Source organism: Methyloprofundus sp. (genome assembly GCF_965251085.1).
Taxonomy (GTDB): Bacteria; Pseudomonadota; Gammaproteobacteria; order Methylococcales; family Methylomonadaceae; genus Methyloprofundus.
In genome coordinates, this window is the sequence record NZ_OZ252594.1 from 697,541 (window position 1) to 718,386 (window position 20,846).

The following is a 20,846-nucleotide window of genomic DNA, read 5'->3' on the forward strand; positions in this document are numbered from 1 at the left end:
GTAGGAATTCATTTAATGCGCTCTATGAAAATAGCTTTTTGTTGATCAGCCCGACTGATGAATCGAACCTCTGTTTTTACCTGTTTAACTGAACTTTGAGCGTTGTCCATTGCAGTCAACTCTCAAAGTCCAAGTATCGGAGCAAAATTCTGCCTTAATCTCCGATTTTAGCCCAAGCAACTCCCTCAGCATTTAATCCGCTGATAGCCTGGGTCGAAGTGTTTAAATTTACATAAGCGCTAGTGATTCCAATTGTTAAGTTGGCAAAGGCTGAAACATTATTTCCACCCTGGGTATTTGCCGACGCCCAACAACCATCGCCCCGCCACAACATTTGCAACTGAATGCCGGCCGTACTTTGAGTGCACGCAATATCTTCGTCGGGTCAAACTTTAGCAGGGAGTGAATCAACTTAATAACACCCTTGCTATTCGGATGTAAAAAGCCATAATTGCGCGCACGACGAAAGCCTTTAGGCAAAACATGTTGCAGCACCAGCCACAGAAATTTAGCCCCCGATACCGTTTTGGTTTGATAGCGTTTGGTTTTGCTGTCTTGATAACGGTAGGTTACTTTGCCATTTTGGCAGGATAAGATATCCTGTTCACGAATCACACCACGATACAGGTATCGACCCAGATATATCAATGCTTTATCGCCTGCACCGACAAACTTACAATCGACCACCCATTTTTCCGGAATAGCTGTGGGAAATGGCAACTTTTCTTCGTTCATACGCGCTAGCATCTTTGCACGAAATACTTTTGCTAGTGCTTTATGATGAAACAGGTATTTGCCTTCCTTAGTGCGCCAGAGCTTCTTGATTTTATCCACGATTGCCGCAGGCATAATGACATGAATATGCGGATGATAATTTAATTCGCGTGAGTGTGTATGTAAGACAGCAATCGCCCCGGCATCGCCTTGCAACTGCTTATCATTTTTACTAAAACTCTGTAAAGTCGCCCAGGCACAGTCAAACATCATACTGTAAAGTAACCGCGGATGCTGCCTGGCTAACGACCTTAACTGCGCAGGTAAGGTAAAGGTATTCATAAAATAATCAGCAGGGACTTGTTTTTGTACCTGTCGTTCAATCCATTGTTGACTCTCATGATGTTGACAATGCGGGCAGTTACGCTGGCCACAGGAATGAGGCACAAAGGTTTGATAGTCACAGTCTGCACAGTTAACCTGCATCACAGGACTCAGCTGTGTCCGACAGCTCTTCATGGCATGTAATGCACTGATCTGATTGGAGCGTAAACGAGATTGATACTCGCTTAAAAAGTCAGACTGAAATTGATCAATCACTGCAGCTAGGGTTATCATGAAATCTGCCCCCAGTGAATAGAAAAGTCATTGACTAACTGATTAATGTGCAGCTCTGCATTCTCATCGGTAATATCGGTCAAATGCGTATAGCGAGCCGTGGTTACTAAACTGGTATGGCCCAGAATCTTCTGCAACTCAACTAAATCAACCCCGGCTTCTAACAGGTGAGTGGCGTAACTGTGGCGCAGCGAGTGGCAGGAAATCTTTTTTTTAGTCCCATTTCTTGCGTCACAAGACGGATTGTCTTCTGGATGCCACCGCGATCAAGGGGGGATTCAGCAAGATGTGCACCTTTTAGACCCCGGGCACGGTTGGGAAATACCAGCACTGGATTTTTATGCACAGCCCAAAACTTACGCAACACCTTCAAGGTATTCACAGGCAAAGGCACAAGCCGATCCTTATTGCCTTTGGCATTGCGAATATGTACCCGCATGCGTGTCGCATCAATATCACCTACTTTCAGGCTTAAGCCCTCGCCCAAACGTAAACCTAGACTGTAAATCGTAAAATAAAAAACTCGATAGCTTAGATTACGGGTCGACATAAACAGTTGTTGTGCTTCAACCACAGTGACAATATCGGGTATACGCGTACATCGTGGTGGTTTAATCATTAGCACATCAACCCACGGCTTTTGTAGCACATGTGTATAGAAAAACTTGAGACCATAGAGATCTAGTTTCACGGCACTCCAGGAAAGGCGGCTTAAAAGAGCATGAAAATAATCCACCAGTTGATCTTGCGTTAAGTTATCCAGATGCCCCTGAAAGTGTTCCCCGATACGGCGAATAGCGCGTGAATAAGCGTCAATGGTTTTGGGTTGCAGTCCCTTAAGCTTTAAATGCTTACAGTGCTGGATATAATAATGGTTGAATTTAAGCTCTATCGATGGTGTCATAACAGTGTAACCTCATTATTGTTAGTTGGATGAGCTTACAAGTTACCTGTTATGCATATAACAGGCAATGAGGTTACACTTTAAATTTAAGGGATGCGCTGTTTTTCTCCGCGATAGCGGCTTCGTCCAACAACGCGTTTGGCTTGCCCTAACTGCTGCAGCGTAACATGTTCAAGTTTACAGGACATAACATCATCCAGAATGGCTACACCGCCGGTCATTAAAGCTAGATCTTTAAAGCGGTTGACCCTTTTATCGCCAAAACCAGGTGGTTTTACAGCCGCAACTTTAAAAATACCCCGGACATTATTGAGTAACAGACCTGTTAATGCTTTGTCGAGCACATCTTCGGCGATAATCAGCAATGAACGCCCCTCTGCATTCACTTCCTCAAGAATAGGTACCAGGTCCATCAGGTCATTTATTTCCCGGTCGTACATGAGAATGTAAGGGTTATCCAGGACTGCTTCAGAGCGGATTTTATCGGTAATAAAGTAGGGTGATAAATAACCTTGCTCATACAGGATACCATCAGTAATTTCGAGCACATCTTCACGGCCATTGCCTAGCTGAAAATTTAATTGCCCTTGTACACCCAGTTTGCTAAATGCCTCAGCTATTAAGGCCCCTACGCCAGGCTCATCCTTGGTTGCAATGGCTGCAATTTTATCTATCCATTGCTCATCGATATTCATGACTGCGTTTTCTTGCAGTTTTTTTTCTACAACGGCCAGTGCAACATCCATACCTTGTTTTAATTGTATTGGATGAAAGCCCGTCTCTATGTGCTTCATACAGAGCCTGGCAATCTCCTGAGCCAATACACAGGCGGTGGTAGTGCCGTCTCCTGCCTGTCTTGATACGGCACCGGCTACATCTCGTAACATTCTAGCGCCTAAATCTTCAGTACGGTCTGCACAGCTAATAGAACGAGCAACCGTAACGCCATCGCGGGTAAATACTGGAGTTAATCCATCGGCGACATGTTCAATAATCACAGCAGGCCCTGCGCTACCGTAGGTGACACTCACAGCGTCCGCGATTTTATTGATTCCTGCCATAAATTTAAGCCGGGCTTCGGCATCATATATAATCTGTTTGGGCATAGTATTCCTTGTGTTTTTTTGCTTGTTGTTGGCGGTTGTTCCTTGCACAGCAAAGGATAAAGTTATTTATCATGGCTGCGTAGCGGGTCTTGGTGACTGCCATTCTTCATCAGAGCCTGTCCGGCTTCTGCACGAGTAGTATGTGCGCGTTGTAAATGAGCCCAGGTTGAAATTAACATGAGGTCCCAGTGGTCAAAGGTACTTTTAATTTCCTCAGCCTCTTCAGTCGTCAGTTCTTGCTGCCAGTATTCTGTTAATTCTTCAACTCTCATGGCACCGATCTTAGTGATAATTTCTATTTCCGTAACGTTTAAATGCTGAATCGTCCGATCTAGATGGGTAACCATTTCATAGACAAAATCCAGGTCAGTTTTATCCATAGTTTTGTCCTGGTAGAGTTAATCCTAGAAAAATCAATTGCTCTTATAAATATAGCGAGCCTGAGCTAAGGCTAGTTTATGCAGCGCTAGGAAGAAATTTTTCCAGATAGATTTTATCTTTGGAAATTCCAGCTTCTTCGCAAACGCCATAGGTGGCATCAACCATACCAGGCGGACCACATAAATATAGATCAGGTTTAGTCGAGGATTGTTGCAGGTCCTTTTTTAAAATATCGACAACGCTACCTTTTTCACCGTCCCAGGAATCTGTGGCTTTCCAGACACAGATTTTGACCGTCAAATTATCCATTTCACTGGCGAGTTGCTTTAATTCTTCCGCATAAAAAACTTCTTCTTCGAATGTAGAGCCAAAATAAATGCAGCAAGGTTGTGGCTCGCCCCATTCTTTCATAAATCTGACCATGGATAATATTGGCGCCAGACCTGTTCCGCCGGCAACAAAATACCGAGGTGTAAAACCATCCGCTTTTAAACCGAATACGCCTGAAGGGCCTTTGACCTGGATAGATTGATTCAGTTTTGCGTCTTGAGTAAGATAGCTGGAAAATTTACCGCCATCTAGCAGGCGGATAAGAAACTCCAGTTGCCCTTCATTATTACTAATATTGGCGGGCGAATAAGAACGGGTAATCTCGGTGCCAGGTATCTGCAGATCATAATACTGACCGGAATCAAGCTTGATTTGCTTTTCGCCATCAGCGCGATTTAAGGGAGATGGAAAGAAATAATCATCCAGAACAACCAGGAGAAATGGTCAAAAACCATTTCTCCAACGATGGCATTCGGTCAACAAACTGATAATACGTCTTCATTGCTTTTTTACCTACCTTTACTCCTGTTTCATATATTTTTTCTGTTAATTTAACAATAGGTGCTTTGCCATTGTAGGTCATACTTTTGGCAAATTTTAAAGTTGTTTCAACTGTATCCATTATGTCGCCACTAATATGATTTTCATAGGCTCCCCATACTCGTTCAATTGGGTTATATTTACTATGATAAGGAGGGTAGTAGGCCAGTTTTATCTTTATGTTGCTTTTTTCAGCAAACTCCACAAGCCTTTTTATAAACTGAGTTCTGGAGCTACTGTTCTCCATACCATTGTCAGCGTTAATTGTCAGAATATCTACTCCATATTTTTCTTGAATTTCTGGCCAAATTTCTTCCAATCGGTCAACGATGAAATCACTGCTGGCATAGCCTGCTGTAAAGAAAAGGAAAAAATCATCATGTTCAGGCAGATAAAAACCAAAAGGAGTTAACTTTTCCTTAACATCTAAATCATGATCCTCTGCTTTTGTTAAAACCCGATTTCGTCCTCCCCGTGAAAAATTTCCTATATTCATTCTTGCTTTGGCATCAATTGATATACGAATCTCTTTTGGGTTGATATCTGCCATTCCATTGACTGAATGAACTTGTTCAAAAATTGCATCCGTTTCCTTGATTTTCTTATGAGGCTTTGTTTTTTGTACCTTTTTTGGATGGTAACTCAGGTCATTTAATTTTGTATTGATAGTTTTTGAGCAAGGTAATGTTTTTTCATCGTAATAATCAATCTCCAGTAAACGTTTTCTAACTTCTTTAGCCGTTAGCCGGGTATATAATCGACAGGAATTAAAAGAGGGATCCGTTTGACACTCCGGTTCAGCAATTTTTTTTATGTCATCAAGTAGATGAGGAAAATGCTCTTCACTTTTATTACGCCCTCTCGCTGAAAAATTATCTTCTATGGGCTGAGTTTCAAGTTCATATTGTCCTTTTCGGATAGTGCCTCTATTCCATCCTAGTTTTTCTTCAGCAATACTTGCACCACCTGAGCCTAGTAGCTCCACCGTTTCAGCCATGAATATACGACGTACCGAGCCTTTTAAACGATGGGCTGTATTTATAATCCAACCTATAATGCTATCTGTTAATATCAACAAGCTTATCTGCCTAGTGTGAGAATAAATTCAGAATTCATTATTATAAATTATTGAGACACAAGCTTACTTCGTTTGGATGATTATTTCTTTCCATCTCCCTAAGCAGAGCTTCATGACATTACTGGAAATCTTTTCCAGGGCAACAATTTCGGTAGCAAACTCTTTGCCTTCTTCAGTATAAGAAATTCGGTCAAAGGTATAGGGGACTTCAACTTCCATATCATCTGTAGGGTAACATCGACAGAGGAGTACAAAACCATCCTCTTCTTCTTCCGAGGGTAGTGCCTGTGAGCTAATTTTGCCCAGTTCATAATCGCCTTCGGAGCAGAATCCCTTACATGTTGCACAGCCGCCTTCGCGGCAGGATGACATGAGATATATGCTCTGGCGTATGGCTGCACTGATAATATCTTCACCCGGTGCGCAATCAAATGTGACCGATTGACCTTCTTCGGTAAGGATTTTAATTTGATGATTAGCCATTAATAATTCGCCTCCTCTGTCTGTGCCTTTTTTGCAGAGATATTGAAAAATGCCAGGACGTGGTTGACCGCACGCCGTGAGGAATCTTCTGATAATGAACAACCTTCCTGGACTAATTTGTTGTCCCGGTATATAGTCCAGCGCCACATGAATTCTAGATCTTCAGTGTAGGCGGTATAATTGTCATCGTCATATAATTTGGTCAGGTCATCGTTGTTTAAAGCCAGTGGCATTGGTGTGGTTTCTTGTTGTTCTTTGAATTGTGTCATTCTGTTGTCCACCTATTCCTACCTGAAAACATCAGTTGCTTACTGTTTAATGTAAACATTGAGCTGTTCGTTAAACTGTTTTTTTCAGGTTCAATTTAAAAAAGTAAAAGCACCGCCATTTCTGGTGATGCTCTTACTGTCTGCCAGGTACTTTGCTTTAACGCATTTTAAAAAGCATTGTATTTTGGCAAAGCTTGTTAAGGTATTTACTGAATAGTAATGATCTTAACGCCACGCTCTTTACGTAGCTCTTCTAATGGCATTGCGTAATAATCAATGTTACGCAGTTCCATCAGTTTTGTACCTAATAAACGATCCGTATCCATAAAGACATTGGTTGGCATCATCGGCGGTTTATAGTCTGTACGGAAATTAATATGTAGCTTTTCAGCCTCATATTTATCAGAGCAGTCATCCATTCTGGCAACCACTGCATCGGCAATATCCTGTGCATTTGCACCACCAACACAATTGTTTAAGAATTGATCATCACTAAGTTCCGCATGCTTGAGCATGGCCACTTTTTCTTCGATTTTGCACTCGATCCAGCCCCAATCGAGTTCTAAATCAAAGTTTTCACGTAAAGGGGGCGTGTGCTTTTTACGGAAATCCGTTAAAAACGCAGCACCAGATTTCAGTGTGTTTAATTGACCGATTTTTGCCAGCCATTCATCACGAACAGGGTTATCATGTACTTTGTAATTCGCCATCTTTATCTCCTATGCTTTCAAGTCTTCGAGTTTACGATCAAGCCCTATTAACTCGGAAGTAATGGTAAAGGTTTCGCCTAGTGTAAAAGCACGCCCGATAGTCGATGAGACATCCACCAGGAAATCATAAACATTGAAATCTTTGCCTAAAACTTCAGCGGCTTCTGCACAATCGACTTCAATTTTACCGGTTGCTTTTAGCCACCAGTAACCGGCACGATCTTCAACCACTAGCGTTGGGTTATCTGCTTTACGGTCACCCAATAAAATTTCATCAACAATGATGTTCATTTCATCCGACTTCTTGAGCACTAAAACCACTTCATTACTTTCATGAACAACCTGGTTTTCTTCAGAAAAATATTCATCGGCAAACGCTTTGCCGGTTTTCGCCATGATGCCAGCACCATACGAATTTGCATTATTTGACATATTGAGTTCCTTGTTATTTAAGACCTGACATGACTGTTTTAACCAGAGCAGCCGTATCCACTTTATAGCTAATCTTATCTGCGTAATCTTCTTTCCAGTCATCAAATACGCGATTTAATGCTGTTTCTATTGCATCTGGTGTTGTTACATGATAAATTTTAGAAATTTTTGCAAAAATCCCCATAAAATCTTTCAATGCGTTAACCGTTCTTGGTAGCCATTTATCTGTCCAGGCGCGCATTAAACGACGGTTGTAATCACCGAACTCAGCATCATCACCTAAGCAATGGAAGAACATGTCACCGGTAATGCCTTTCGTTTGCGAATGATACAGTTGCATTTGGTTGATAAAGAATGGTGTTAAGTTGTCACCATAGTAAGAAGATAGACGCAAGAAAAATTCACGACGAACAAACTGACCAAATATAGCGTCATGCACTTGATGGCCTGCCCATAAAATTTCATTCCAGTCATACGTTGCCTGCCAAATATCTTCAACAGTCTCTCTAGCACCTTTGTAAATAGCGCCTTGAGTCCACTCTTTTTTCGGCTCATCGGTAGACTCAGGAAATCCTGGCACTAATTTAGCTATAAAGGTTCTTTCTAGCTGAATCATTTGTGCATTATCAACTTTATCAAATCCGATCATGGAAATACTCATGCGTAGAGTATCACCGAGACAGTCACGTGAAGCCGAAGAATGCGAGTTAAATAAACCATATTCGTTAAAACAATATGCGCCTAAATAGTCGTTTAAGACCTCATCACGCCAAACAGGATCCATAGTACGAATCTGACCATCAGCAGAAAATTGCTTGAGGAAACGTTGCGTATAACGCCACTCCTCTGCTTTATCCTTAACATAAATAGCATGCCAGCGTTTAGCTGGGTCACGATGTTTATGCCAATCTGTGGAATGCATTTCAGTCGTTTCATTACCCCAAGATGGACGACCACCATGAAATTTTTGCGTCCAGTCTCCCCAATCTAAGCCACCTGGAATCCAATCTGGCGTAGGTTGTGTATAACAACATAAGATTTCATACTCTGATAAGCGACGGCCACGCGGCTTAACAAAATAGTTCATTTTACGGTTGCTTTCTAAAGGTTGGTCAGGCACTGCATCCGCAATCACTTTTTGCATGACTGGATCAGTTAACCCGCGTTGACCTGTTTCTATTTGAATTCCCATTAATGTATCTCCTAATATATGGATTAAAAGTAAAGTGACTTACAGCGCGTCAACAGGGTCAGTAAAAACACAGTTCAGTGCTTTAATATCATCCAGTGTCCACATTTTTCCATCTTTATCGGTATGTGGCTGAGCGATTAAGGTCTTGCCATCGCTACGTACACCATGTAATTCAGCAATCACTTCTGATAATTCGCGTCCTGCGTATTGCTCAAACATATTCTGACACTCATAACGCTCTGGCTCTGTTAACCACATGCGCTCACCCCAGTCATCACTAAAGGTGTTTTTCTTGCCGTTATATTCATGCACACGTAGAGTACTTGCGCCTTTACATAGACTTGGGCAGAAAGGTACTTGAGAGACACGGTCTATATAAATAGGGTGGTTATTTTCGATGAACCACATTATTGGAATAAAGCCACTATTGGGATCTTCACAGCCACGTGCGCGCCACTCTTCATAGATTTTTCCATAATTCTCGTACCAGCCCGGGTAGTTTTCTTCAAACCAGTCTGCTTCTTCTGCAGTTGGCAACGTTAAACGGAAGAAACCTGTAGGCCATAATGCATAAGCAATCAGGAATAAATCATGATGCGCCCAGTAGGCATCTTTTTTTGCATCACGTAAACTTGCTGGAGAATTTACGCCGTATTTACCTAAGCGACCAATCCAGATACCGCCCCAGTCTTCGTACACCCAGCGGTTCCAGGTTTTAACCCAAGGCTCCACTTTAAAATGTGACCCATATTCGAACATCATTCCTAAAACAGGTGTAAAATACTTTTGCTGTGTCCAGAAGGCATTGTTAAGGTCAGTGTTCAAGTATTTCGAAGCGGCTTCATCGTTTGCGATCGAGACAATTGTTTGGTAACCGTTTGCCATATGGCGCAGCTCATCTGTTTCAATAGATAAGAAGACTGTTGGCGTAATTTCATCACCATTCGCTGCTGCCCACTCTGTGACGGCAACAATTAACGGGTTAGTGAAACAGGCTTCACCGACTAACTGTAAGTTAATAGAACACTCAACCGCATCACCTGAAATAAAACCATCAGAGAACACGCGTTTCATGCCTTTCCATAGTGGCCCGATAGTACGTGTACGACGCGCATCATTATGACCCGCGGCATCTTGCCCATGTTTAGTGAAATAATAGTTCACATAACCACATTGGTTAGTATGACGAATTTCATCCAATGTTTGCGCCAGATAGCCGTTTTTTTGCTCTGGTGCCATTGCTGAATCCCATAGCATACCGGTCGCAGCAATCGCATTATATTCCCCAACTTCCAAGAAGTTAGAGATGACTTTCATCGTTTCGTTCCATTTTGGATGCACTTTGTTACCTGCATCAACGCGCGTCAATACATCTTGTAAGCTACCGAACTGACGCTCATCTTTAACAGACTCCATGCGCGCATATTCTTTGGCGATGAGCTTAAACTGCTCTTTGGTATCATTCGCCATTTTGTACTTAGTTGGGTACTTGGTACGATTTTTATCGAAATCCCAAGTAAAGCTTTGTAACCACCTATGTACTTCCTGCGCATTAACGCTAGTAGGAGCACGGTTGACAGCTAAAGCATCCGTTGCAGCTTTTGTTGCAGCACTTATTGCCATGTTATATTCCTCGATTTTCGTTAGTTGTATAAAGAAGCTACCGTTAATACTATGCATTTTGTTAGAAATGATACTGTATTGAAGTAGAGTGCTAACCCAAGCAAAACGGTAGCTTCCAGTTATTTAAGAGCAATAGGCGTGCCAATTGTGAGGTTTTGTGAAATGGTTTTTGTTTTCAGTGACATAGGTTTTTTCTGTATGGAAAGGTGCGATGTGCAAGTGTTTAAATTCTGGACAGTTGCCGAGAAACTAGACGTATACTTATTTTTTATAAGCTTTTCTGGGACTATCTGAAAATTAAGTTTCTGACGATATTGGTTTGCTGGACTACTATGTTGAGCCTCTAGATTTTTGCCAGGCTTACTTGCACACAGGTGATGAAAGAGGCTGTTTGTATAGTAACTGGGGTCTGTACAGGGTTATAAAGCAGTCATAGTTCAATGCTGCTCCATATCAGGATTACAGCTGTAAATGACATGCTCTAGCATTGATTCTATACTGAAGGTAGTGAACCAATTCAAGCGCTCGGTCCGCTTAATATAACCTGATTACGTACAACTCTCAGCCATAGTAGAATAAAGCTTGAAACATCAGTATGTTAAAAACCTCGTCATTCCCGAAGTCTGTTATCGGGAATCTATGCTTATCCGACTAGATTCCTGCTTAAAGCATGCAGGAATGACGAAGTATAGCTGAGGGTTATGTGTAATCAGGTAATACTATAAAATTCGTTCACAGAAATATAGCTTTTTGACGTGAATATCTTTGTTTCAAGCTGGCTCGCCCCTTAGGGTCATTAATTCTAGAAAAATCAGTTTCTTACGGTTTATAATGCAATTTATTGATTCCACAGCACTTCCAAAAAATGCCCAATTTACCTCCGGTTGAATCTAAGGTTTTTTTGAAAGTGTTATATTAATTCAATATCGTGCACTATAATTCCGCGCCCCACTGATTTTTCTAAGTTCACTCGTTATTTTGAAAAATAACTTTTGAATAAATTAAGGTTTTACATTTAGGAGGTTTTATCCACCCAGCCGGAGATCGACAGGAGAATCTGTCAGGCACAAAAAAGGCCCGATAAGAAAACTTATCAGACCTTGAATTTGGCTTCAGCAATGGTTCCAGGGGCGGAATCGAACCGTCCACACGAGGATTTTCAGTAACTTACTATTTTATAAGTATTAATAAATCAATTGCTTGCAGGAATTGGCCAACCAATTCCTACTACATTAATCCTATACCAAACGTCACTTAAATTTTAATCGTGTGACAAATCTACTACAGATCAAAAAATACTTTCTTTGTTAAGTCTATGCCTATCCGGTTAGCGCACAATACAACTACCAGTTGTATTGATTTAGTTAATTTTCCTGTCCGGTTACACCATATATAGGTTTTCCTGATTACCCATGACTCTCAGCCATTCTCCGTCATTCCTGCAAGCTTTTAGCAGGAATCTCATGGGTTTAGTACAGATTCCCGATAAAAGACTTCGGGAATGACGAGATTTTTAACAAGCTGATTTTCTAGTTTTATTCTACTGTAGCTGAGAGTTGTACGTAATCAGGTAGGTTTTTGTGCAACATCCGGATAGGCATGGTTAAGTCTACCTAAAACAAGTTAAGTTAGTCTCTATTATAATAGAAGTTCAGTAGTAGGCTTGCTTTTCAATTCAACATAAATTAACTCCGCTAGAAAACCTGTAAAAGAAGCTTTATTTTAAACTTCTATCCGAAAATCAGTTTGAAGTTTAAGCCAGTGTGCTTTTAGTTTGTTTTTATGCTCTTCTTCCATCGGCAAATTTTTCAAAGCTTCAGGCCATAATGTTCGCACCTTTTCCATAGTGTCATCAATATGCGGTTTGAGCGCACGCCATGGAATACCAGACTTATTAGCCCAATATTGGAAATTGTCTTGCGTCACTGTAAACCACTCTTTCGTTTTACCAAGATTCAAGGCAAATTGAGTTTCATTGTCGATATATACGCTGGTGGTTACGATATCGTATGCGGGAGACAGTCTTGGTGTAACTTGATCTTGATACAGAAGGCTCCAGTTTTTTATGTGGGCATCACCATTAGCCAGCAAAATATTGACTAGTAAGCGTCTGGCAAGTTGTTGTGCATCAGATAGTCCATCGCCGGAAAAATCGTAAATCACCTTGCCAGTTTGCTCATAATTAGCGGAATCGTCTTTTTTATGCGGATATTTCACTAAGACTTGGGCAAAGTCTTCCATATGAATTCTTGTATTACCATCACGATCAAAACGCTTGATTGCAAAAGCAAGTTTTTCATCGGGGAGATTAATTTGTGGTAGCTTATCCAGTTTATTTAACTCAATAAGCTTGATATCTGGGATATCAACACCGGCCAAAGCGGCAAGGGACATTGCGGTGAATTCGTTTAAAGGCACATTTTTATGTTTGGTGGATGGGGTTTTGATAATCCAGTCACCTAGCTCGCCATTTTTAGCCAGGTTATAGCGTCCATCCTTTTCCTTCATGGAAAACTTCATCTGAATGCCTGCCAGGGAGAATTTATTGTCTTGGTTGCTGTCTTCGAATTGTATGGCTCTGGCCTGGCCGTGGGTGGTCAGTACACTTATCGGTACATCTTTGGGTTCCATCGGTGTAGCAAGTAATGCGCCTGGTAGGTCTTGACCCAGATAAGAGAGTATCTGAAACTCATTGTCGATATGGGTTTTTAAGCCCTGGGCGATTAATTCCCGTAATGCACCTTCTGGGAGTAGGTTGGATAAAACGGGGTGTAGTCTCAGATTGTTTACCCATGGCTGTGACATGAGCTTTACAGAATTAGGAAAGTTCGGGTGCGTAATCAGGCTGAATGTTGGGCGGAAAGGGTCATCCTTAAATTCAGCAGCAAAGCTCAAAACATTCCGACCGCTTTGAAAACCAGCCAGATACCCTACGAGCCTGCCATGCATAGTCAATTTAAGAACATTAATTTCATCTATTTGATCACTTTCTGGATGATGAGGGCTCATTCTTCGCCCCCCAGCAAATTCTTCTATGGATCATTTGCAAGTGTGCTTGCCTCATTTTGTTTAGAGGCTGTATTTTCTGATGTTGGAGATGATAATGTTTCATTCTCCAGAATTTCTTTTACAAGGTTCAGTTTTTCTGTAGGGATCAAGATCAATTCACTTTTCAGCCCTTTGGCAATGAGTTCAAGGGTGTTTAGTCTAGGGTTGCCCTTGGACTCTAAATGCTGATACTGCTGGCGTGATACGCCGATACGAAGCAGCATATCTTTTTGCTTTAGGCCAAGGGCTATTCTGCGTTTTTTTAGTTGTTCAAGTAATGGTTTCATTATCCTAGAAACCGCAGTTGAGCAGGGATTTTGTGGAAAATCTGAGTGCGAAAGACAAGGCACAGCTAGCAGGCAATGGCCGTAGCCTTTGGCAATAGCTGTAACGCAGTATTTCGCGCTCAGATTTATTCACAAAACCGTGAAGCGGTGTCTGTTCACCCTGCAGGTGATAAGTTGTTGTGGTCATTATTTTTTATATTCAAATGCTTAGAGTGTTTTTTAGCGTTCAACTGCGGTTTTTAGGATTATAGGAAACTAAACTATTTCTTTTTTAATATAAGAAACATATTAGTTTCTTTTTTATTTAAAAGCAATGTATATATTGCTATATTTGTTTTCATGAAAATATCCCGTATGATGAAATCTGCTAAAGGCTAAGGGAGATGGAAAGAAATAATCATCCAAACGAAGTAAGCTTGTGTCTCAATAATTTATAATAATGAATTCTGAATTTATTCTCACACTAGGCAGATAAGCTTGTTGATATTAACAGATAGCATTATAGGTTGGATTATAAATACAGCCCATCGTTTAAAAGGCTCGGTACGTCGTATATTCATGGCTGAAACGGTGGAGCTACTAGGCTCAGGTGGTGCAAGTATTGCTGAAGAAAAACTAGGATGGAATAGAGGCACTATCCGAAAAGGACAATATGAACTTGAAACTCAGCCCATAGAAGATAATTTTTCAGCGAGAGGGCGTAATAAAAGTGAAGAGCATTTTCCTCATCTACTTGATGACATAAAAAAAATTGCTGAACCGGAGTGTCAAACGGATCCCTCTTTTAATTCCTGTCGATTATATACCCGGCTAACGGCTAAAGAAGTTAGAAAACGTTTACTGGAGATTGATTATTACGATGAAAAAACATTACCTTGCTCAAAAACTATCAATACAAAATTAAATGACCTGAGTTACCATCCAAAAAAGGTACAAAAAACAAAGCCTCATAAGAAAATCAAGGAAACGGATGCAATTTTTGAACAAGTTCATTCAGTCAATGGAATGGCAGATATCAACCCAAAAGAGATTCGTATATCAATTGATGCCAAAGCAAGAATGAATATAGGAAATTTTTCACGGGGAGGACGAAATCGGGTTTTAACAAAAGCAGAGGATCATGATTTAGATGTTAAGGAAAAGTTAACTCCTTTTGGTTTTTATCTGCCTGAACATGATGATTTTTTCCTTTTCTTTACAGCAGGCTATGCCAGCAGTGATTTCATCGTTGACCGATTGGAAGAAATTTGGCCAGAAATTCAAGAAAAATATGGAGTAGATATTCTGACAATTAACGCTGACAATGGTATGGAGAACAGTAGCTCCAGAACTCAGTTTATAAAAAGGCTTGTGGAGTTTGCTGAAAAAAGCAACATAAAGATAAAACTGGCCTACTACCCTCCTTATCATAGTAAATATAACCCAATTGAACGAGTATGGGGAGCCTATGAAAATCATATTAGTGGCGACATAATGGATACAGTTGAAACAACTTTAAAATTTGCCAAAAGTATGACCTACAATGGCAAAGCACCTATTGTTAAATTAACAGAAAAAATATATGAAACAGGAGTAAAGGTAGGTAAAAAAGCAATGAAGACGTATTATCAGTTTGTTGACCGAATGCCATCGTTGGAGAAATGGTTTTTGACCATTTCTCCTGGTTGTTCTGGATGATTATTTCTTTCCATCTCCCTAACATGTGGCCAAGAACAGGCACATTAAGTTCTTTTTTTAAAATTATCATCTCGACTAGGGAGATCTATCTATTAATATCAGTAACTACTCAGCGTAATTGATTAATCAAATGAGATGATAAAGCAAATTCAGGCAGCTTCCCCTCAAAGACTAGTGTTTATCAGGTGAGCGCATAGGGGAGTGTGTGAACAATGCAAAATCTGAGACAAATTTACAACAATGTGATTTTGAGCAAAAAAAAGGCCCGATAAGAAAACTTATCAGGCCTTGAATTTGGCTTTAGCAATGGTGCCCAGGGGCGGAATCGAACCGTCGACACGAGGATTTTCAGTCCTCTGCTCTACCGACTGAGCTACCTGGGCTTGCTAAAGAACGGGTATTATTCCAGCTATCCCTTAGATCGTCAACCTTTTTTAGATTTTATTTCCTAGGTGTTTATTTTCTTAAATTTAACACTATGTTTCATATAAATTTACCTGATTACGTACAACTCTCAGCCATAGTAGAATAAAGTTTGAAAAATCAGTATGTTAACAACTTCGTCATTCCCGAAGTCTTTTATCGGGAATCTATGCTTATCCGACTAGATTCCTGCTTAAAGCATGCAGGAATGACGAATGATAGCTCAGGGTTATGGGTAATCAGGTAAATTTATTGCTTTTAGTTTGTGTGATGTAGTAAGTCGTGAGTTTTTCTTTGTAGATCTACATTTTATTTTTATATAAAAACCGTTAAGAATTGTCTTGTTAACGTGCTGGAGCTTGTGAATTGATTTACGGGAATTATTAAAATGAAGCCTGGGCTGTTTAATAGTATAATTACAAAATTTTCATTTATTTAGAGTTTGAGCACAATGTCAGAGACCAAAAAGGTAGTTTTAGCTTATTCAGGTGGACTGGATACTTCGGTTATTTTGAAGTGGTTACAGGATGAGTATTCTTGTGAAGTGGTAACGTTTACGGCAGATTTAGGGCAGGGTGAAGAAGTTGAGCCGGCACGCGCGAAGGCTAAGTCTTTAGGTGTCAAAGAAATTTATGTTGATGATTTGCGTGAAGAATTTGTGCGTGACTTTGTGTTTCCCATGTTTCGTGCCAATACTATTTATGAAGGTGAGTATTTATTAGGTACATCAATTGCCCGTCCTTTGATTTCTAAGCGCTTAATAGAAATTGCGAATGAGACAGGCGCGGATACTATTTCTCATGGAGCCACGGGTAAAGGTAATGATCAGGTGCGTTTTGAGCTGGGTGCTTATGCTTTACGCCCGGATATCAAGATTATTGCACCATGGCGTGAATGGGATTTGAATTCCAGACAGAAATTGTTAGCTTATGCCGAGAAGCATAGTATTCCGATTGAAATGAAGAAAGGTAAGGCTTCCCCTTATTCTATGGATGCTAATTTATTGCATATTTCCTATGAAGGGGGGATTTTAGAGAATCCGTGGAATGAGCCTGAAGAGGATATGTGGCGCTGGAGTGTTTCACCTGAAGCTGCTCCTGATGTGGCAACTTATCTGGATTTAACTTATGAGAAGGGTGATATTGTTGCGATCGATGGCGTGCCACACTCACCGGCGAATGTGCTGGCTAAGTTAAATAAAATTGGCGGCGATAATGGTATAGGCCGTTTAGATATTGTAGAAAATCGCTATGTGGGTATGAAGGCGCGTGGTTGTTATGAAACACCGGGCGGTACGATTATGATGCGTGCGCATAGAGCGATTGAGTCTTTGACGCTGGATCGTGAAGTTGCGCATTTAAAAGATGAGTTAATGCCGCGCTACGCGACGCTGGTTTATAATGGTTACTGGTGGAGTCCTGAGCGTGAAATGTTGCAAACCATGATTAATCAGTCACAGATAACGGTTAACGGTAAAGTGCGTGTGAAGCTTTATAAAGGTAATGTGGATGTAGTGGGGCGGATTTCAGAGACAGATAGTTTGTTTGATGAGGCCATTGCAACTTTTGAGGATGATGAGGGCGCGTACAACCAGAAAGACGCTGAGGGCTTTATAAAGCTGAATGCTTTAAGAATGCGTATTGCAGCTAGGCGGCTGAAATAATTTTGTATTATTTCCCGTTTGCTGCAAAAGTGAGCGGGATTTTTTTTGTTAAACTTGTATAATGATTTAGCTTAGGATTGTTTATAGGGGAAGAGGTTTAGATTTAATGAGTGATTTACGCAAAAATAATAAGAATAATAAATCTGTGCGTAATTTGACTGTTCTAAATTCAGCAACACAACTTGGTGTGCTGACTATGAACCGGTTGGTGCTCGCTTTGCTCGTTGTTTTGATGGCGGCCGTTATTTTTATGGGTATGTTATTAATGCCTGCAGAAAAGACGATTAAGCAAGTTACTGTCGCTTCAAGGGCTACTGAGTTGTATGAAGTGCAGATGAATCCTGTTTTATCCGCTGAAGTGGATGCTTTAAAGTCTCAATTAGTAGGCTTAGTTAGCGGTTCTATTGAAAGTAAGCTTAAAATTTTAGAAGACTCTTTAAATAGCGGAACTATTATCGAGACGGGGTTGGATACTATTCGTGCTTTACAAGAGGATTTAGTGGTTTTAAAAACTTATTCAGAAACCGGGGCGGGTCGCTTGATTGCACAGAAATATTTGCAGCCACCAAAAAACCTTGAAACCATTGCTTTAGCAGAAGAAGTTTCGCAGCTTAAAGGTCTGGTGAATTTCCTGATTTCGTCTTGTGGACTGATGCTTGCCGTTATCGGTGGGGTTTGGGTGCGTAAGCGTTATGCGCTAGAGCATGATTCTAGTGAGCAGAAAAAAATATCTTAGTGTAAGTACCCAAGCATAATTAATTCAACATTTTACTTGTCTTTTTTCTCATTTCCAGCGTTGCATGAATAGTTGCGTAGCCAGCTATGCGCCGTGTATGCGCCTTGAAAATGAAAAAAATCCTGCGTAAAATTTGTTAAATTAATTATGCTTGGGTACTTAATACCCGTTTAATGTGAGCTAAAGTCATGCTCTTCGCTATCTTTTAGGCATAAAAAAAGCCGTTTCAGGTTTCCCTGAAACGGCTTTTTTGTCTTTATTACTAAGAACCTATTGAGCTAGGTAGCTCCATACAGCATCTATAGCTTGTTCTTCATCTAGACCTGCTTTTTTAACGGGACCAACAGCCATGATTGCGTCTATCGCTTTAGGCATGCCGTTTTTACCTTCTTTTAAAGTTGTAGCAAAGCTAGCTTTTTTTAGATCGCCAGATTTAATTAATGCAATTAATTGTGGGTTTGAAGCGATATCGTGACAAGCGCCACAACCACGACCGAAAGCGCGGTCATATATTTTTTTACCAACTTTAAAGTCACCAGCTGATGCTTGAACGCTTAAACCTAGTAGAGCAACTGTAGAAACAGCTAATAGTATTTTTTTCATTTTGATCTCTTCCTCTTAGTATTAATAAAACAACTATGCTTTTTTATTGAATTTTATTCAGAAAACATAGCCTAGAAAAAATTTAACCTATAGATGATAGATAATTTAAGCGAATTTTTCAACTATTATTGTGATTTATTACTGGGTTTAATTTGTAAATATTTTAATAAACAATCGCTTATAGTAATTAAGTCCAAGTTTGATTTATATTTCGCGAGTGTTTTCAGGCTGGAACCATTTTAATGATTCGTGCAGGGCCACAACAGTACCAATAATAAATAGAGTAGGCGCGTGTATACCTTGGCCTTTAAGCTTTTCAGGCAGAGTGTTTAAGGTACCGGTAATGACTCTCTGGTTGTGTGTTGTGCCTTGTTGTATCAATGCAATGGGTAAATCTGCAGAGGCACCATGTTGCATCATGGATTGGCAGATAACTTCTAGGCCAACCAGCCCCATGTAAATAACGATAGTTTGATTAGGAGCGGCTAATTGTTGCCAGTTTAGGTTGACACGATTGTTTTTTAAATGACCCGTAACAAAGGTGCAGGACTGGGCATGATCTCTGTGAGTCAGTGGTATGCCTGCATACGTCGCGCAACCCGAAGCTGCGGTAATCCCGGGCACCACTTGAAAGTTAATGTTTTGCTCCACCAGAGTTGCAATTTCTTCACCACCCCGGCCAAAAATAAACGGATCGCCACCTTTTAAGCGCACGACACGCTTACCTTCTGTTGCCAGACGTGCGAGTAATTCATTGATAGATTCCTGCGGCAGGCTATGATTATCTCGCTGTTTTCCGACATAAATTTTTTCTGCGTCGCGTCTAACCAGTTCGAGGATTTCAGTCGATACCAGGCGATCATACACAACCACATCAGCCTGCTGCATCAGTCGTAATGCACGAAAGGTGAGTAAATCAGGGTCGCCAGGTCCTGCGCCTACCAAATAAACTTCCCCAGTATTATCTAGTTGCTCCGGCGTATTGAGTATTGCATTTTTTAGACGTGATTCTGCTTCAGCTTCTTTTCCTGAGTAAAATAGCTCGGCGATTGTACCTTGCAGAACCTTTTCCCAGAAAATACGCCGTTGAGCAGGAGGGTTAATGTTTTCTTTAACCAGTGCCCGATATTTTTCAGCAAGTTTAGCCATCCTGCCAAAAGCGGGCGGAATAAGGCTTTCCAATTTTGAACGTAATAGGCGGGCAAGAACAGGTGATGCTCCCCCAGAAGAAACTGCCGCTACAACGGGTGAGCGGTCAATAATTGCAGGCACAATAAAGCTGCACAAGGCTGGATTATCTACGACATTGACTGGGATATTATGGGCATCGGCCGTGCTTGCAACCAAGGCATTTATATCGGGCTGGTTAGTGGCTGAAATTATCAGCCGTTGTTGGGAAATATCATCAGTACTAAAGTTTTTTTGCAGGATTTGTATGGCTGGATTGTTTGCCGCCAATTGAGTGACACTATTGCTAATGTCAGGCGCAATAACTGTAATATTGGCTCCGGCCTTTGCAAGTAATTCAATTTTTCGTGCTGCGATATCACCGGCTCCTACGACCAGGCAATGTTTATTTTTTAAATCGATAAAAAGTGGAAAATAGTCCATGTATTGCTAATAAATCTGTAAGTTCATCGTTCAGAAAGAGTGTTGTGATGCTATTATATGCGCTCTTTATAAAGCATGATTGAGAAAATTTAAAATCAGAATGATTGAATTTAATATTGAAGTAGATGCCGCTGGTTTACACTGCCCCTTGCCTTTATTACGCTTAAAAAAAGCTTTGAAAGATATGCTCTCAGGTGAAGTGGTGCGGGTTATTGCGACTGATCCGGCTGCGCATCTTGATTTTGGTGTTTATAGTGAACAAACGGGGCATGAAATCATTGAATATCTACGCGAAGATGATCAGCAGATTTTTTATGTACAGAAAAAATAGCGACTCTTGATATATAACGGTTTTTTGGTATCGTTTTATCTAAGGAACGTTGTATCGCTGCGGCTCCTACCTGTTGTTAAATTCTAT

19 protein-coding genes, 1 tRNA gene and 1 pseudogene are annotated in these 20,846 nt (G+C 40.7%); 4 read left to right on the forward strand and 17 right to left on the reverse strand.

What is annotated here, in order from left to right:
* Nucleotides 1–255: 255 nt before the first annotated feature.
* From ACQY3F_RS03375 to ACQY3F_RS03440, 14 genes and pseudogenes are all read right to left on the reverse strand, one after another.
* A complete protein-coding gene (locus ACQY3F_RS03375; RefSeq protein ID WP_428352924.1) occupies nt 256–1,332 on the reverse strand; it encodes an IS91 family transposase in 1,077 nt (358 codons plus the stop codon).
* Nucleotides 1,329–2,236: pseudogene (locus tag ACQY3F_RS03380) on the reverse strand (tyrosine-type recombinase/integrase). The gene ACQY3F_RS03375 and the pseudogene ACQY3F_RS03380 overlap by 4 nt, the downstream one beginning before the upstream one ends.
* A gap of 86 nt (nt 2,237–2,322) precedes the next feature.
* Entirely contained in the window at nt 2,323–3,342 is a 1,020-nt protein-coding gene (locus tag ACQY3F_RS03385) for a TCP-1/cpn60 chaperonin family protein (protein ID WP_428353491.1), read from the reverse strand.
* A 62-nt stretch (nt 3,343–3,404) separates the two neighbouring features.
* A complete protein-coding gene (locus ACQY3F_RS03390) occupies nt 3,405–3,722 on the reverse strand; it encodes a hypothetical protein (RefSeq protein ID WP_428353493.1) in 318 nt (105 codons plus the stop codon).
* Nucleotides 3,723–3,798: 76 nt separating this feature from the next.
* Nucleotides 3,799–4,488: an FAD-binding oxidoreductase gene (locus tag ACQY3F_RS03395; RefSeq protein ID WP_428357596.1), complete on the reverse strand. Its 690-nt coding sequence runs from the start codon at nt 4,486–4,488 to the stop codon at nt 3,799–3,801.
* Nucleotides 4,472–5,668: an ISAzo13 family transposase gene (locus ACQY3F_RS03400; RefSeq protein ID WP_428352931.1), complete on the reverse strand. Its 1,197-nt coding sequence runs from the start codon at nt 5,666–5,668 to the stop codon at nt 4,472–4,474. Before ACQY3F_RS03400 ends, ACQY3F_RS03395 begins: the two co-directional genes overlap by 17 nt.
* A gap of 66 nt (nt 5,669–5,734) precedes the next feature.
* The gene (locus ACQY3F_RS03405) at nt 5,735–6,154 is read right to left on the reverse strand and encodes a 2Fe-2S iron-sulfur cluster-binding protein (RefSeq protein ID WP_428353494.1); all 420 of its coding nucleotides are present in this window, start codon (nt 6,152–6,154) and stop codon (nt 5,735–5,737) included.
* Nucleotides 6,154–6,423, reverse strand: coding sequence for a soluble methane monooxygenase-binding protein MmoD (gene mmoD / locus ACQY3F_RS03410; protein ID WP_428353495.1), 270 nt, complete (start codon nt 6,421–6,423; stop codon nt 6,154–6,156). The genes ACQY3F_RS03405 and mmoD overlap by 1 nt, the downstream gene beginning before the upstream one ends.
* Before the next feature lie 206 nt (nt 6,424–6,629).
* On the reverse strand, nt 6,630–7,133 hold the full coding sequence (gene mmoZ, locus ACQY3F_RS03415) for an aromatic/alkene monooxygenase hydroxylase subunit gamma (protein ID WP_428353496.1): 504 nt from the start codon (nt 7,131–7,133) through the stop codon (nt 6,630–6,632).
* 9 nt (nt 7,134–7,142) lie between these two features.
* Nucleotides 7,143–7,565: a methane monooxygenase regulator MmoB gene (mmoB, locus tag ACQY3F_RS03420; RefSeq protein ID WP_428353497.1), complete on the reverse strand. Its 423-nt coding sequence runs from the start codon at nt 7,563–7,565 to the stop codon at nt 7,143–7,145.
* A 13-nt stretch (nt 7,566–7,578) separates the two neighbouring features.
* The gene (gene mmoY, locus ACQY3F_RS03425) at nt 7,579–8,757 is read right to left on the reverse strand and encodes an aromatic/alkene monooxygenase hydroxylase subunit beta (protein ID WP_428353498.1); all 1,179 of its coding nucleotides are present in this window, start codon (nt 8,755–8,757) and stop codon (nt 7,579–7,581) included.
* Between the two features lie 39 nt (nt 8,758–8,796).
* Nucleotides 8,797–10,380: an aromatic/alkene monooxygenase hydroxylase subunit alpha gene (gene mmoX, locus ACQY3F_RS03430; RefSeq protein ID WP_428353500.1), complete on the reverse strand. Its 1,584-nt coding sequence runs from the start codon at nt 10,378–10,380 to the stop codon at nt 8,797–8,799.
* A 1,722-nt stretch (nt 10,381–12,102) separates the two neighbouring features.
* Nucleotides 12,103–13,389: a type II toxin-antitoxin system HipA family toxin gene (locus ACQY3F_RS03435; RefSeq protein WP_428353502.1), complete on the reverse strand. Its 1,287-nt coding sequence runs from the start codon at nt 13,387–13,389 to the stop codon at nt 12,103–12,105.
* Nucleotides 13,390–13,412: 23 nt separating this feature from the next.
* Nucleotides 13,413–13,715, reverse strand: a complete 303-nt coding sequence (locus ACQY3F_RS03440; protein ID WP_428353504.1) for a helix-turn-helix transcriptional regulator — start codon at nt 13,713–13,715, stop codon at nt 13,413–13,415.
* A gap of 480 nt (nt 13,716–14,195) precedes the next feature.
* Here ACQY3F_RS03440 and ACQY3F_RS03445 point away from each other — a divergent pair, with 480 nt between their 5' ends.
* Nucleotides 14,196–15,392, forward strand: a complete 1,197-nt coding sequence (locus ACQY3F_RS03445; RefSeq protein WP_428352931.1) for an ISAzo13 family transposase — start codon at nt 14,196–14,198, stop codon at nt 15,390–15,392.
* A gap of 307 nt (nt 15,393–15,699) precedes the next feature.
* Here the strand turns inward: ACQY3F_RS03445 and ACQY3F_RS03450 are convergent.
* Nucleotides 15,700–15,775, reverse strand: a tRNA-Phe gene (locus ACQY3F_RS03450).
* 491 nt (nt 15,776–16,266) lie between these two features.
* On the opposite strand from ACQY3F_RS03450, the gene ACQY3F_RS03455 reads away from it, so the two are divergent.
* Both ACQY3F_RS03455 and ACQY3F_RS03460 read left to right on the forward strand, forming a co-directional pair.
* Complete coding sequence (locus tag ACQY3F_RS03455) at nt 16,267–17,478, forward strand: argininosuccinate synthase (RefSeq protein WP_428353505.1); 1,212 nt, start codon at nt 16,267–16,269, stop codon at nt 17,476–17,478.
* Nucleotides 17,479–17,584: 106 nt separating this feature from the next.
* Nucleotides 17,585–18,214: a hypothetical protein gene (locus ACQY3F_RS03460; protein WP_428353507.1), complete on the forward strand. Its 630-nt coding sequence runs from the start codon at nt 17,585–17,587 to the stop codon at nt 18,212–18,214.
* A 270-nt stretch (nt 18,215–18,484) separates the two neighbouring features.
* On the opposite strand, the gene ACQY3F_RS03465 is transcribed toward ACQY3F_RS03460, so the two are convergent.
* Both ACQY3F_RS03465 and cysG read right to left on the reverse strand, forming a co-directional pair.
* Nucleotides 18,485–18,817 (reverse strand): cytochrome c, encoded by a 333-nt coding sequence (locus ACQY3F_RS03465; RefSeq protein ID WP_428353509.1) that lies wholly within the window; start codon nt 18,815–18,817, stop codon nt 18,485–18,487.
* Nucleotides 18,818–19,021: 204 nt separating this feature from the next.
* Nucleotides 19,022–20,428 (reverse strand): siroheme synthase CysG, encoded by a 1,407-nt coding sequence (gene cysG / locus ACQY3F_RS03470; RefSeq protein ID WP_428353510.1) that lies wholly within the window; start codon nt 20,426–20,428, stop codon nt 19,022–19,024.
* A gap of 100 nt (nt 20,429–20,528) precedes the next feature.
* Here cysG and ACQY3F_RS03475 point away from each other — a divergent pair, with 100 nt between their 5' ends.
* Nucleotides 20,529–20,759 carry a sulfurtransferase TusA family protein gene (locus tag ACQY3F_RS03475; protein ID WP_428353511.1) on the forward strand — a complete coding sequence of 77 codons (231 nt, stop codon included), beginning with the start codon at nt 20,529–20,531 and terminating at the stop codon, nt 20,757–20,759.
* Nucleotides 20,760–20,846 lie beyond the last annotated feature (87 nt).